We start from the raw sequence: 12,676 nt of genomic DNA, 5'->3' as shown, positions 1-12,676 counted from the left end.
AGGCCGGTGGCCATAATCCACCGGCTATGCACAAAGTTATCCACAGCGAGTCCATCCGGTCGGCACTCGCGCACCGTGGCTGGACGCAGGCCCAACTTGCCAAGCAACTGGGCGAGTCGCCGCAGTTGGTATCTCTGTGGCTCAAGGGCGAAAACTTTCCGAGTCCGGCAAAGCTCCTGAAGCTGGCGGCCACCTTGAAGCTGGGCTTCGACAAGTTGGTAGTGCCGTCTGCGGACCAACCGGTCATTGCCTTCCGAAAGAAGGCAGGCGCAAAGACCACCGACGAGCACATCGTCAAGGCGCGTGGCATGGGCGAGTTGCTCAAGCCGCTGGTTCGCTACCTGCCCGAGCAGCGCGCGCTGCACACCCTGCTTCCCTCGCCGACGACCGACTACGCGCCCTTGCAAGCCGCGGCGGCGCAGGTGCGCGCCAAGATCGGCATCGGCGCCGTGGCCGTTCTGGCCTACGAACACCTCATTGGCGAATTCAAGCAGAACGACGCGGTATTGGTGCCCGTCCTCTGGGGTGAAAAACAGAACCACAAGAACGCACTGCATATTCTTCTTCGCGCCGAGAACGTCACCTTCATCTATCTGAATCTCGACACGCGCCTGGAAGACTTCAAGTTCTGGATGGCGCATGAGCTCGCGCATGTCTATACGCCGACCCTGGCCGGCACGGAAGAAGGCGAAGACTTTGCGGACGCGTTCGCCGGTGCACTGCTGTTTCCGCAAGCTTGCGCGGAACAGGCTTATACGGAGGCGTCGCGGGCACGTTCCGTAAAAGGTGAAATGGCTGCATTGCAACGCCATGCCAACGAACACTCGATCTCCGTCTACACGGTTTTTCGAGAAGTTCAGGCGTTCGCTTCTTTCAAGGGACTGCAACTCCTGTCGGTCGACGAAAAAACCCTTCATGTGGTGCGCAACAGCCAGCGTGGCGAACTGGTCAGCGCCACGCTGTTCAAGCCGCAAGCGCCCCGGCCGCAAGACTTGATTGCGCTCACGGCGCAGCTCTTTCAGTCGGACTTCTTTGTCGCGCTGCAGCGGCTCTTGAACGATCGCGGCAGCGGCGAAAGCTATGTTCAGCAGCTGCTCGACATACCGCTTCAGGACGGCGTTGCCCTCTACGAAGCCTTGAACGGAGCGCGGGTGAGTTGACGACGCTTGTCTTGCTCGACACCAATGCCTATTTGCGGCTCGCCAAGCGCATCAAGCCGCTGTTGGGCAAAAAGTTCGGGCAGAAGGAATACGTTCTCACCATCCTGCGCGATGTGGAGGATGAGGTTCACCGCAACCCGCGCCTGCGGTCCCGCTTTCCCTGGTTCGACGCGCCGGACTTTTCCACCGAGCGCCTGGCGAAGACCATCCGCCTCGATCAAGACGAGAAAGACGCTCTGGCCGCCGCAACAAGCGTGTTGCGCGGCTTCGTGTTGGCAGACCCCGATCGTTTTCTGGGAAAGCAGCGCAGCCCCCCATCCGTCACCGACTGCAAGCTGCTCGCATTCGCTCAGTTGAGGGAGGTCATCGTGGTGACCGACGATCTGCCGATGCACGAATTGGCCGAGATCTTCGAGATCGAGGTCTGGCATGGCCACGAACTGCTGAAGAAAATGCTGAGCGCCAAATTCATTGCCAACGAGTTGGTCCGAGAAATCTACGACGCGCTGGAGAACAACGGGGACACGCCCGCCACATGGCGCGTGGCCAGGCACACGGTATTTGGAAGAATCTTCGGCCCGCCTGCGGACAATTGAATGCACAAGCCGCAGACGACTTTTCGACTGCTTTCTGATCTACGTAAAACAAGAGGAGATGAACATGTTCAACTGGACTGAACGGCCCGCGTCCGCGCTGGCCAACGGCGCCGTCATTGCACCCGACGAGCGGCTGCCCTGGCTGCAAACAGGCGCCATGGGCGTGCAGCACGTCATTGCCATGTTCGGCGCCACCGTGCTGGCGCCGATCCTGATGGGGTTCAGCCCCAACATCGCGATTCTGATGAGCGGCATCGGCACGCTCATCTTCTATTTCGTCACCGGCGGCAAGGTGCCCAGCTACCTGGGCTCGAGCTTCGCGTTCATCGGCGTGGTGATCGCGGCCAGCGGCTACGCGGGCAAGGGGCCCAACGCCAACATTGCGGTGGCGCTGGGCGGCATCGTGGCCTGCGGGGTGGTGTACATCCTGATCGGCGCGCTGGTGCAGGCCATTGGCACCGGCTGGATCGAGCGCTTCATGCCGCCCGTGGTCACGGGCGCGGTGGTGGCGGTGATCGGGCTCAACCTGGCGAGCGTGCCCATCAAGAACATGGCCGCGAGCAACTTCGACTCGTGGATGCAGGCCGTGACCTTCCTGTGCGTGGGCCTGGTGGCGGTGTTTGCGCGCGGCATGCTGCAGCGCCTGCTGATTCTGGTGGGGCTGATTCTGGCCACGGTGGTCTACGCGGTGCTGACCAACATCCTGGGCATGGGCAAGCCGGTGGACCTGAGCGGCATCGCCAACGCCGCCTGGGTCGGCCTGCCGACTTTCACCGCGCCGGTGTTCACGACCAACGCGATGCTGCTGATCGCCCCGGTGGCCATCATTCTGGTGGCGGAAAACCTCGGCCACCTGAAGGCGGTGACGGCCATGACCGGGCGCAACCTGGACGCCTACATGGGCCGCGCCTTCATCGGCGACGGCATTGCCACGGTGGTGAGCGGCAGCGTCGGCGGCACGGGCGTGACCACCTACGCCGAGAACATCGGCGTGATGGCGGCCACCCGCATCTACTCCACGGCGGTGTTCGTGGTGGCGGCGGTCATTGCGCTGGTGCTGGGCTTCAGCCCGAAGTTCGGCGCACTCATTCAGGCGATTCCGCTGCCGGTGATGGGCGGCGTGAGCATCGTGGTGTTCGGGCTGATCGCCATTGCGGGCGCCAAGATCTGGGTCGACAACAAGGTCGACTTCTCGCAGAACAAGAACCTGATCGTGGCGGCCATCACGCTGATCATCGGCACGGGCGACTTCACGCTGAAGTTCGGCGACTTCGCGCTCGGCGGCATCGGCACCGCCACCTTTGGCGCGGTCATTCTTTACGCGCTGCTGGGGCGCACGAAGAACTGACCGGCCGCACCCCCGGAAAAGTGCAACCTCATGAAAGAAGTGTGCTCCGGGGTGCTTCGGCAGGGGACGGGTTGCCGGGCTTTGGCCTGCGCCCGTTAGACTCCAACGCTTTTCGCACCGACGTTTTCCGACGCTTTCCAATGGCCGATGTCTCCGCCGCGCGCACCAAGGCGGTTTTCGAATTCAAGAGCGCCACGCTGCCGCTGATCGCAGTGATCCTGAAGACGTCCGACCTGGACGTGCTGGCCGAGGCGCTCGACGCCCAGCTGGCGGATTCACCCGATTTCTTCGAGCAGGAACCGGTGGTGATCGACCTCTCCCTGCTGCAGGACGCACCGGGCGAAGGCGAAGCCGCCGCTGCACCGCCCGGCGACATCGACTTTGCCGCTCTGCGCAGCCTGCTGGCGCGCCACCAGACCCAGCCCATTGCGGTGCGCGGCGGCAACGCCAGCCAGAACGCCGCGGCACGCGCCGCCGGTCTCTCGGTGGCGGCCATGCCGGCCTCCCCCGCGCCGCGCGCGCCGGCCCCGCCGGCCGAGGCGCCTGTGTCGGAGGCCCCGCAGATCGTGCGCGAGGTGCAGGTGCCGGCCAACGGCACGCTGCTGATCGACAAGCCGCTGCGCTCGGGCCAGCAGATCTACGCCCGTGGCGGCGACGTGGTGGTCACCGCCGTGGTGAGCTTTGGCGCCGAGGTCATTGCCGACGGCAACGTGCATGTGTACGCCCCGCTGCGCGGCAAGGCCATTGCCGGCGCGCGCGGCAACACCGAGGCGCGGATCTTCTCGACCTGCATGGAAGCGCAGCTGGTGGCCATTGCCGGCATCTACCGCACGAACGAAGTGCCGCTGCCCGACAGCGTGCTGGGAAAATCGGCCCAGGTGCGCCTGGACGGCAAGAAATTAGCGATCGACCCGATTCCCTGAGCCCCCTCACGGAACGCGGCGACCCTGACAACCAACAACTGAATCGAAACAAGAAGGAATGGCCATGGCCAAAATTGTGGTGGTGACTTCGGGCAAGGGCGGCGTCGGCAAGACGACCACGAGCGCCAGCTTCGCCTCGGGCCTGGCGCTCGCAGGCAAGAAGACGGCCGTGATCGACTTCGACGTGGGCCTGCGCAACCTGGACCTGATCATGGGCTGCGAACGCCGCGTGGTGTACGACCTGATCAACGTCATTCAGGGTGAAGCCAACCTGAGCCAGGCCCTCATCAAGGACAAGCAGTGCGACAACCTGTTCGTGCTGGCCGCCTCGCAGACGCGCGACAAGGAAGCGCTGACGCAGGAAGGCGTGGAGAAGATCCTGTCCGACCTGGCCGCCATGGACTTCGAATACATCATCTGCGACTCCCCCGCGGGCATCGAGACGGGCGCGATGATGGCCATGTACTTTGCCGACGAGGCGCTGGTGGTGACCAACCCCGAGGTGTCTTCGGTGCGCGACTCGGACCGCATTCTGGGCATGCTCAGCAGCAAGACCAAGCGCGCCAAGGACGGCAACGAGCCCATCAAGGAGCACCTGCTCATTACCCGCTACAACCCGAACCGGGTGGCGGGCGGGCAGATGCTGTCGCTGGAAGACATCCAGGACATCCTGCGCATCAAGCTGATCGGCGTGATCCCGGAGTCGGAAAGCGTGCTGCACGCCTCCAACCAGGGCGTGCCTGCCATCCACGACAAGGAAACCGACGTGGCGCAGGCCTACCTCGACGTGGTGGCGCGCTTTCTGGGTGAAGACAGGCCGATGCGCTTCGTCGACGCCGAGAAGCCGGGCTTCTTCAAGCGGATTTTCGGAGGCAAGTAGGCCATGTCCTTTCTCTCGTTCCTGCTGGGCGAAAAGAAGAAGACCGCGAGCGTCGCCAAAGAACGCCTGCAGATCATCCTTGCGCATGAGCGCTCCAGCCTGAGCGGCAAGCGCCGCCCCGACTATCTGCCCGAACTCCAGCGCGAGCTGGTGGCGGTGATTTCCAAGTACGTGTCGATCAACCCGGACGACATCAAGGTGCACCTGGAGACGCAGGACAACCTCGAAGTGCTCGACATCAAGATCGAGCTGCCCGACCCGACGCCTGTGCGTTGAGGTTGGGACAGGCGGGCCGGCCTCAGTCCGGCTCTGCCTGCGGCAGCGCCAGCAGGCGCTGCGCCCATTCGGCCGCCTTGTGCGCGTCGAACAGCGGGCTCTCACGGTCACCGTAGAGCACCTGCGCCAGGTCTTCGACACAGGCGCGCTGGCTTTCCAGGTTCTGTTCGCAATCTGCGAGCGCGGCGCCGGCCAGCAGCCAGCGTTCGGCTTCGCTCACATGGCGTGGCGCGCCATGCCCGTGAAAACGAAGCATGCCCAGCTCGTAGCAGCCCCAGCCCTGCAGGCGGCTGTCGTCGTCTTCGGACAGCTTCTGGAACGCGTAGGCGGCCTCGGCATACAACACCGTCGCCTGCGCCGCATCGCCTGCTTCACTGGCCTGCACGGCCTGCCTGCGCAGCGTGACGCCCAGCTGCAGCGTGCCGTCGTCGTCGCCGAGTTCGTCGCTGCGGCGGAAGTAGCCCGCGGCGCGCGCCAGGTCGAGCCCGACAAGCTCGCCGTCCCGCAACGCCAGCCCCAGGTTGAAGAGCGCCATCGGGCTGCCGCGTTCGGCGGCCACCTCGTAGTGCCGCACGCCGGCCTGGGCGTCGCGTGCGCCGCCCCAGCCTTCGAAGAGCATGTAGCCCAACTGGGCCTGGGTGTCCGCGTCTTCGGCGCCGCCGTGCGCAACGGCGTGGACTAGCCATGCGCGGGCGCGGACCCGATCGGCGCCCCCACCCATGCCCTCCGTTCCTTCCCTGCGCAGCATCAGCGCGAGCTCGCGCATGGCCTCGGGCAAGCCGGCCGCCGACGCGCTGGCGGGCGCATCGCCCGGCGTGCGCACACCGGCGGCGCGCGCCATCCATTGCAGGGCCTGCAGCGGATCGGCCTCGATGCCCTCGCCGTCGCGCAGATGGCAGGCCAGCTCGTAGGCCGCGCGCAGGTCGCCCGCCGCATGGCGCGCGGCCATGTGCTCGGCGTGGGTCTGCTCGCGGCCGTCGGCATGCAGCCAGACGTACACGTCGCGGTCGTTGCGCGCCGCCTTCACCGGCTCGCCGGCGCTCCAGCGCTGGCGCAGCTCGGAGCGCACCAGCACGGCATACCAGCCCTCGCCAACGGAGACCGGCATGCCGATCCAGGGGTAGGCCTGCGGGTGCAGCGTGGCACCGTCGGCGCGCAGGATGCCCACGGCCAGTTGTCCCTTGTCGGTCTTGTTGGTGTTGGCGGCCTTGTCGCTTTTTGCAGCCCGCGGCAGCGGGTCGGCCACCAGCCAGCCGATGTCCTGCGTGCCCCATGTCAGCGGCTGCACCGTGCGGTGTCTGCAGGGCACCAGCTCGCGGCCCACGCCGATGTCGAAGATGCCGCGCAGCCAGGGCGCGTTCCTGGCGGTGCGCCCGCCCTTGGACGCCACGCGCACCAGGTCGCGCTGCACCATGGCGTGGGCCCGCTCCGGGCCGGTGAGTGGCTCCAGCGATTCGAACAGGCCGTAGTCGAAAGGCACCAGCACGCGGCCCAGCGCATCGATCAGCCCGCACTGGCCTGCTGTGCGCTGCACGGCAAAGCGCTTCGGCCTGGCCACGGGCGCATGCACCGGCGGCGCGTCGGCCTCTTCCAGCGCCTCGTCGGGGTATTCCTCCAGCAGCTCGAGCACCTCGTACAGCGGCTCGACCGCCACGCGGCCCTGCGCGTCGATAAGCCCGGTCTTGCCGCCGCGCGTGGCTTCGAAGGCGTCCCAGTCATGGTGCCACTCCAGGGTGTCGAAACCCGGCGGCACGGCCCATTCGCCGTCGGTGCGCACCAGGCCCCAGCCGGCTTCGGTGTGCGCGGGCGCGAGGCCGCAGGGCGCGAAGTCTTCGGCCTCGTCGAAGCGCGGCGCAACGGCCCATCGGCCCTGCGCATCGACATAGCCCAGGCGTTCGCCCACGCGGGCGCGCGCCATGCCGCCGGCAAAGCTCCAGACCTCGTCGACCGACGGCGCCAGCAGCCAGCGGCCATCGGCGCGCAGCAGGCCGATGTGGTCGCCGACCAGCGCGGTGGCAATGTCGTCCTCGAAGTCCCACGCCTCGTCCAGTTGCGGCTCCAGCAGCATGCGCGGCGCATCGGTGTCCGCCAGCAGCAGGCCGGTGTGCTCGCCGCGCGACACCCACAGCAGGCGCGCATCGCTGGCGCCGCTGGTGCGGATGTCGTCCCACGCGGGTGCCACCACGGTGCGGCTGTCGCCGTCGTGCGAGAAGCGCACGCCCCACAGGCCGCCGGCCTCGAAGCGCCAGAGCGAGCCGCCCAGGTGGTTGTTCCAGTCGCGGTCTTCGTCGTCATCCGCGTCTTCGCCGTCTTCCTCATTGCCTTGGTCGGCCATGAAGTCTTCGAAGCCCTCATCGCGCGGCGGCTCGTAGCCGTTGAAGTACGGGTGCGAAATGCCGCCAAGGCCGAACTGCCAGGCCCAGCCCTCCCAGTCCGCAAAGCGCTTGAGGCCGAGCTCGGCGTCAAAGCCAGGGTGGTTGCCGCTGCCGATGCAGCGCTGCACATCGGCCCACTGCGTGTTGCATTGGTGGCGGCTGCGCTCGATGAAGCCTTCCTGCTGCGCATCGCCGTCCATCCACGACAGCTCGTCGAGGTTGGCGGAAAAGCGCGCCCGCATGCCGTGGGGGGCGTCGTCGATCAGCGCGGCCAGGTGCAGCATCAGCGCATCGAACTGCAAGGCGATCTGCGGCAGGGTGTGCAGCATCGGATGCTGCGCCACGAAGGCCTGCATGCGCCGGATGCGGCCGAGCGCGGCATGTGCGTCGCTGGTGAGGTTGCGGGTGCCGGCGTCACCGAACACGCGCTGGTGGTCGATGGCCCCACCTGCCGCCCCCGGTGCGCCATCGGCCAGCAGGATCTGCCAGAGGATCGGAAAGTTGTTGTTGGCCGCGCCGACTTCGGTGGAGTCGGCCTCTTCGTCGTCTGCGGCGGTGCGGTGTTCAAGATAGAGCCAGGAGCGATTGCCCATATGCGTTGGATGCGTGTGTCGTCCCTGGCGAAGGCCAGGGTTGGCGGGCAGTTTAGGGGCGCGGCATGACCCCTCGCGCTTGCCTTGCGCTCGCACCGCCGCCCCTGCCCCACAGATGTTTTGATCATGTGGAACCAACAAACGCATCGTTCCCCGAACAAGCCGTTCTGCCGAGAATCGCCGGTCGGTCCCAGCCGGGGCCCCGACTCTTTTGACTCACCTTCGCGGCAGATGAACTTTCAACAACTGCGCTCGGTACGCGAGGCCGTTCGTTGCGGCTTCAATCTGACCGAAGTCGCCCACACCCTTCACACCTCGCAACCCGGCGTGAGCCGCCAGATCCGCGAGCTCGAGGAAGAGCTAGGCATCGAGCTGTTCGTGCGCGCCGGCAAGCGGCTCACCGGGCTCACCGAGCCGGGCGGCCATGTGCTGCCGATCATCGAGCGCATGCTCATGGAAAGCAGCAACCTCAAGCAAGCGGGCCAGGAGTTCGTGGCGCAGCAAAGCGGCCTGCTGTCGGTGGCGGCCACGCACTCGCAGGCGCGCTATGCGATGCCGGTGGCGGTGCAGGAATTTCGCAGCCAGTTCCCCAACGTGAAACTGCACCTGCACCAGGGCTCACCCAAGCAGATTGCGCAGATGCTGCTGGACGGCGAGGCCGACGTGGGCATTGCCACCGAGGCGCTGGGCGACTATCCGCAGCTGGTGGCCCTGCCCTGCTACCGCTGGACGCATTCGGTGATCGTGCCCCCCGGGCACGCGCTGCTGGACGCGCCGCTCACGCTGGACGCGCTCACGCGCTATCCGCTCATCACCTACGACACCGGCTTCACCGGCCGGTCGCGTATCGACGAGGCCTTCGAGCAGCGCGGCCTGAAGCCCAACATCGTGCTGGCCGCGATGGACGCCGACGTGATCAAGACCTACGTGCAGCTGGGCCTGGGCGTGGGCATCGTGGCCGGCGTGGCCTACGAGGCCGAGCGCGACACGCAGCTGCGCGCCATGGACGCGGGGCGGCTCTTCGGCATCAACCTCACCAAGCTGGCGGTGCGCAGGGGCACCTACCTGCGCAAGTACGTGTATGCGTTCATCGAATCGTTCGCGCCCACGCTGACCCGCGCAGTGGTCGAAAAGGCCCTTGGGGACGAGGCCAAGGCCTCGCACTACGAAATCTAGAGCCTGTCCAGTGGCAACCGCAGGGTGTGTACCGCGGACGACAGAAAGGTTAAAAAAGAAGAATGCAGGTTCACCCAGGCGGCGTACATTCGGGTTAATTCCCTGGCTTCCTGGAACGGATCAGCAATGGCATCGACCCCGCAGCAGCAGCAACAGCAAACAAGGGCCGCCCTCAAGGCGGCCGACGCAGCGCAGCGCCGGGAGCGCCTCAGACGGGCCTTGCCGGCCACCGTGGAGCTGCTGCAAAGCCGCCAGGCCGACCGCATCGACGACGCCGACATCGACGCCTACGTGGGCCTCAACTGGCTCGAATGGCATGGCGGCGGTTTGCGCCTGACCATCACTGGGCGCAACGTGTGCGCCCAGTCGGCGCCCACCGCCATGGTGTGAAAAAAACGCCGCAGGCCTTTCGATCTGCGGCGTTTTTGCTGATGAGGGTCGCGCTGTGGAGGCAACCCTCTGAACAGCGTCTGTTTACTGGCCTGCGATGATGTTGGCGATCACGCCGGTCGCAATGGCCGCGAGCACGAAGTCGCCGCCCACGCCCACCCACTGGTAACCGCGCGGCGGTTGCTGCAGGCGCTGCGAGCGCCAGTCTTCCACCACGTAGTTGCGGCCACGGTATTCCGGCGGCACGCGCCCGCCACGACGCCATTCGGCGTGCGGCTGCGGGAAGCCTCGGCGATCGAACTGGCGGCCGTCGCGGAAGTCCTGGTTGCCACGGTAGCCCGGGGGGCCGCGGTGGTCGAAATTGCGGTCTCGCTGTTCGTAGCGACCGTCACGGCCATCTCGGCCATCGCCGGGGCCCGGACGGCCATCGAAGCGACGGTCTTGCGCAAAGGCGCTGCCCGCTGCCATGCACATTGCAAGCGCCGCGGCTGCAACGGCCATGCTTTTTGAATTGCGGATCATCTGAACTCCTTCATGCGTTGATGACAGGTCCATTGTGTGCCCCGCTTGTGTCCGCTTCGGGCACTTCAGGTCGCGGTCAGGTGAAATCAGGTAAGCGCTGGTATCGGGGCAAGGCCTTGTCCTTCAAGGCGCTCAGTACACACCGCCTGCAAGCGCCGCAATCGCCAGCCCATGCGCCAGCGTGGCGCCCAACAGGCCCGCGCGCTGGAACACCAAGGCCGCCACCAACCCTTCGATGAGCGTGAACACCAGCACCGGCACGCCGGCGCGCGTGACCAGAAACGCCAGCCACGCATGGCACAGGCTGAACAGCACACCCGACACCACCACCGCGCGCATCGGCGCCATGTGCTGCGCAAGGCGCTGCTGCAGCAGGCCGCGAAACAGAAGCTCCTCATACGCGTTGCCGAGCAAGGCGAAGACGACGATCGGCACCCACATCGCGGCATCGGGCGCAGGCGGCGAAGGCAAGCCCGCGGCGGCCTTCAACGCCGCTGCCAGGCCGGTGATGAGCGCCGCGCCCAGCACGCCCCACAGCACCGAAGCCCCAAGGCGCCGGCCTTGCATGCCGCGCCACCAGGTCACGCGCTCCAGCCGTGCCACGCCCAGGAACAACGCGCCCGACATGCCCGCCAAGGCCAGCAGCTCGGGCGCCGTGGCGCTCAGGCGCATCGACCCGGGCGTGAGCTGCCAGAAGCCAGCCGGGCTCATGGCATCGCGCGCGAAGACGAAGAACACGATGTGCACCGCCACACGCGCGCCCACCAGCGCACGCGGCAGGGCCAGCAGCAGCACCAGCGCGAGCAGGCCCGCGGGCAGAATCGAGACGAGGTAGCCCAACAACTGTGAAGAAGCCATCGAGAGGATGCGTATGACTGGACAAGCCGCCGCCGTGATCTATGCCAAGGACGTGGCGCGTGTCAGCGCGTTCTATGCGGGTGTCGCGGGCCTCGCCGTCACGCATTCGGAAGCGGGCCATGCGAGCCTCGAATCCGCGGCGCTGCAGTTGTTCATTGTCGCGATGAACCCGGGCGTCGCGGCCAACGCGCACATCGACCACCCGCCCACGGTGCGCGAGAACACCGCGTTGAAGTTCATCTTTCCGGTGGTCAGCCTTGCGGCCGCGCGCGAACTGGCCGCTGCGTCGGGCGGCGCACTGAAGCCGGCGCAAGCCGAGTGGGCATTCAATGGCTGGCGGCATTGCGATGGGCACGACCCCGAAGGCAACGTGTTCCAGTTGCGCGAGCGCGCGGCGGGCTGAGCCTCGAGGCACGCGGAACACGGCCCGCTCAGCGGCCCGGCGGGGGCAGGTAGCGCTCTATCCATGCGCCGTGCGTGCGTGCCAGGTCGAAGGGGCCCGCCGACTGAACAAAAACGGGCAGGCGTATGCGCTTTCCTAGCAAAGGGGGAAGCGCGCGCGGGCCGTGCGCCAGCGTTTAAGCTGCGCGCCAAATGAAGCGACGACACCTCCTTTCTCTGTTGGCCGGCATGCCTGCCCTGGCTGTTCTTTCGGCCTGCGGCAAGCGCAAGGCTTCGGCCACCGCGTTGAAGTCCGACGCCCGCGTGCTGGCGTTGGGCGACAGCCTGACCTACGGTTATGGGGCGTCGCCCGAGACCTCATGGCCGGTGAAACTGGGTGCGCTCACGGGCTGGCAGATCGACAACGAGGGGGTGAACGGCGACACGTCCGAAGGTGCGTTGCAGCGTTTGCCGCAGTTGTTGAGCGCGGGCAGTTACGACGCGATCCTGATCGGCATTGGTGGCAACGACATGCTGCGCGGTGTGCCGGCCGCGGCCACGCGCGAGAACCTGACGGCGCTGATTGCGCAGGCCCGTGCGCACACGCCGCATGTGGCGCTGTTGGCCACGCCCGCGCCCGACGCCATGCGAGCGGCTGTGGGTTCGCTCAGCGATGCGCCGTTCTATGAAGATGTGGCGAAATCAGGGCAGGCCTTGTTGGTTGCCAATGTCTATTCGAGCGTTCTGTCGGACGCGTCGTTGCGCTCCGACCCCATCCATGCCAATGCACGAGGCTATGAAAAGATCGCGCAGCTTTTGGCGGAGCAGTTGAAGGGGGCGGGCTGGCGCTGATTTTTCGGTTGTGTTCGGGGGGTGTTTTCAGGGCAGTTGTTTTCAGGGCGTGTGCACAGGCCGCCGGGTACTCCCCTCCGCGAATGTCCCCCGGGCTTCGCCCTCCTCCTTTATTTCGCTGCGGGGAGCACCCGACGCCCTGTGCACCTGGACACGCTCTGGGGTGATCGCACGATCAACAACTGCTCTGTCCAACGCTCACGCCGATGGGGTGCCTTGCGCAGCGAAATAAAGACACCGTTATGTTTGTCAAGCGTTGGCCATCAAGCGCGGGCCTTCTTGCCGTGATTTGGGTCGAAGGGCTTGCCCGACCTCAGGACGCCGAAGGCGATGGAAAGCAGCTTGT

Annotated in this window: 13 protein-coding genes; 10 read left to right on the top strand and 3 right to left on the bottom strand. The window is 66.3% G+C overall.

Going from position 1 to position 12,676, the window contains the following annotated elements; genetic code table 11:
• Positions 1-26 precede the first annotated feature (26 nt).
• From VLK31_RS30670 to minE, 6 genes are all read left to right on the top strand, one after another.
• On the top strand, positions 27-1,160 hold the full coding sequence (locus VLK31_RS30670) for a helix-turn-helix domain-containing protein (RefSeq protein WP_409172261.1): 1,134 nt from the start codon (positions 27-29) through the stop codon (positions 1,158-1,160).
• An 11-nt stretch (positions 1,161-1,171) separates the two neighbouring features.
• The gene (locus VLK31_RS30665) at positions 1,172-1,756 is read left to right on the top strand and encodes a hypothetical protein (protein ID WP_409172260.1); all 585 of its coding nucleotides are present in this window, start codon (positions 1,172-1,174) and stop codon (positions 1,754-1,756) included.
• 64 nt (positions 1,757-1,820) lie between these two features.
• Positions 1,821-3,104 carry a solute carrier family 23 protein gene (locus VLK31_RS30660; protein ID WP_409172259.1) on the top strand — a complete coding sequence of 428 codons (1,284 nt, stop codon included), beginning with the start codon at positions 1,821-1,823 and terminating at the stop codon, positions 3,102-3,104.
• A 140-nt stretch (positions 3,105-3,244) separates the two neighbouring features.
• Positions 3,245-4,027 carry a septum site-determining protein MinC gene (gene minC, locus VLK31_RS30655; protein WP_409172258.1) on the top strand — a complete coding sequence of 261 codons (783 nt, stop codon included), beginning with the start codon at positions 3,245-3,247 and terminating at the stop codon, positions 4,025-4,027.
• A gap of 64 nt (positions 4,028-4,091) precedes the next feature.
• Positions 4,092-4,907, top strand: a complete 816-nt coding sequence (gene minD / locus VLK31_RS30650) for a septum site-determining protein MinD (RefSeq protein ID WP_409172257.1) — start codon at positions 4,092-4,094, stop codon at positions 4,905-4,907.
• Between the two features lie 3 nt (positions 4,908-4,910).
• Entirely contained in the window at positions 4,911-5,183 is a 273-nt protein-coding gene (gene minE, locus VLK31_RS30645; RefSeq protein WP_409172256.1) for a cell division topological specificity factor MinE, read from the top strand.
• A 22-nt stretch (positions 5,184-5,205) separates the two neighbouring features.
• Here minE and VLK31_RS30640 read toward each other — a convergent pair whose 3' ends face one another.
• A complete protein-coding gene (locus tag VLK31_RS30640) occupies positions 5,206-8,151 on the bottom strand; it encodes an SEL1-like repeat protein (protein WP_409172255.1) in 2,946 nt (981 codons plus the stop codon).
• A 231-nt stretch (positions 8,152-8,382) separates the two neighbouring features.
• On the opposite strand from VLK31_RS30640, the gene VLK31_RS30635 reads away from it, so the two are divergent.
• Together VLK31_RS30635 and VLK31_RS30630 are read left to right on the top strand one after the other, a co-directional pair.
• Positions 8,383-9,327 (top strand): CysB family HTH-type transcriptional regulator, encoded by a 945-nt coding sequence (locus VLK31_RS30635; RefSeq protein ID WP_409172254.1) that lies wholly within the window; start codon positions 8,383-8,385, stop codon positions 9,325-9,327.
• Between the two features lie 126 nt (positions 9,328-9,453).
• Positions 9,454-9,717, top strand: coding sequence for a hypothetical protein (locus VLK31_RS30630; RefSeq protein WP_409172253.1), 264 nt, complete (start codon positions 9,454-9,456; stop codon positions 9,715-9,717).
• 84 nt (positions 9,718-9,801) lie between these two features.
• Here the strand turns inward: VLK31_RS30630 and VLK31_RS30625 are convergent, their stop codons facing one another.
• Together VLK31_RS30625 and VLK31_RS30620 are read right to left on the bottom strand one after the other, a co-directional pair.
• Positions 9,802-10,239: an RcnB family protein gene (locus VLK31_RS30625; protein ID WP_409172252.1), complete on the bottom strand. Its 438-nt coding sequence runs from the start codon at positions 10,237-10,239 to the stop codon at positions 9,802-9,804.
• Positions 10,240-10,371: 132 nt separating this feature from the next.
• Positions 10,372-11,097 carry a lysostaphin resistance A-like protein gene (locus VLK31_RS30620; protein ID WP_409172251.1) on the bottom strand — a complete coding sequence of 242 codons (726 nt, stop codon included), beginning with the start codon at positions 11,095-11,097 and terminating at the stop codon, positions 10,372-10,374.
• A gap of 13 nt (positions 11,098-11,110) precedes the next feature.
• Here VLK31_RS30620 and VLK31_RS30615 point away from each other — a divergent pair, with 13 nt between their 5' ends.
• Both VLK31_RS30615 and VLK31_RS30610 read left to right on the top strand, forming a co-directional pair.
• Positions 11,111-11,500, top strand: a complete 390-nt coding sequence (locus VLK31_RS30615) for a VOC family protein (RefSeq protein ID WP_409172250.1) — start codon at positions 11,111-11,113, stop codon at positions 11,498-11,500.
• A gap of 227 nt (positions 11,501-11,727) precedes the next feature.
• Positions 11,728-12,330 (top strand): GDSL-type esterase/lipase family protein, encoded by a 603-nt coding sequence (locus VLK31_RS30610; protein ID WP_409172249.1) that lies wholly within the window; start codon positions 11,728-11,730, stop codon positions 12,328-12,330.
• The last annotated feature ends 346 nt before the right edge of the window (positions 12,331-12,676 follow it).

It is taken from the genome of Variovorax sp. H27-G14 (genome assembly GCF_046156345.1).
Classification (GTDB): domain Bacteria; phylum Pseudomonadota; class Gammaproteobacteria; order Burkholderiales; family Burkholderiaceae_C; genus Variovorax.
Note: the sequence above shows the minus strand (reverse complement) of the source record. Positions and strands in the feature narration are given on the sequence as shown.

What these genes read in the sequence shown, in the direction of transcription:
- VLK31_RS30670 (WP_409172261.1), top strand. Translation starts at nt 27, where the DNA reads ATGCACAAAGTTATCCACAGCGAGTCCATCCGGTCGGCACTCGCGCAC.
- VLK31_RS30660 (WP_409172259.1), top strand. Translation starts at nt 1,821, where the DNA reads ATGTTCAACTGGACTGAACGGCCCGCGTCCGCGCTGGCCAACGGCGCC.
- minC (WP_409172258.1), top strand. Translation starts at nt 3,245, where the DNA reads ATGGCCGATGTCTCCGCCGCGCGCACCAAGGCGGTTTTCGAATTCAAG.
- minD (WP_409172257.1), top strand. Translation starts at nt 4,092, where the DNA reads ATGGCCAAAATTGTGGTGGTGACTTCGGGCAAGGGCGGCGTCGGCAAG.
- minE (WP_409172256.1), top strand. Translation starts at nt 4,911, where the DNA reads ATGTCCTTTCTCTCGTTCCTGCTGGGCGAAAAGAAGAAGACCGCGAGC.
- VLK31_RS30640 (WP_409172255.1), bottom strand. Translation starts at nt 8,151, where the DNA reads ATGGGCAATCGCTCCTGGCTCTATCTTGAACACCGCACCGCCGCAGAC.
- VLK31_RS30635 (WP_409172254.1), top strand. Translation starts at nt 8,383, where the DNA reads ATGAACTTTCAACAACTGCGCTCGGTACGCGAGGCCGTTCGTTGCGGC.
- VLK31_RS30630 (WP_409172253.1), top strand. Translation starts at nt 9,454, where the DNA reads ATGGCATCGACCCCGCAGCAGCAGCAACAGCAAACAAGGGCCGCCCTC.
- VLK31_RS30625 (WP_409172252.1), bottom strand. Translation starts at nt 10,239, where the DNA reads ATGATCCGCAATTCAAAAAGCATGGCCGTTGCAGCCGCGGCGCTTGCA.
- VLK31_RS30620 (WP_409172251.1), bottom strand. Translation starts at nt 11,097, where the DNA reads ATGGCTTCTTCACAGTTGTTGGGCTACCTCGTCTCGATTCTGCCCGCG.
- VLK31_RS30615 (WP_409172250.1), top strand. Translation starts at nt 11,111, where the DNA reads ATGACTGGACAAGCCGCCGCCGTGATCTATGCCAAGGACGTGGCGCGT.
- VLK31_RS30610 (WP_409172249.1), top strand. Translation starts at nt 11,728, where the DNA reads ATGCCTGCCCTGGCTGTTCTTTCGGCCTGCGGCAAGCGCAAGGCTTCG.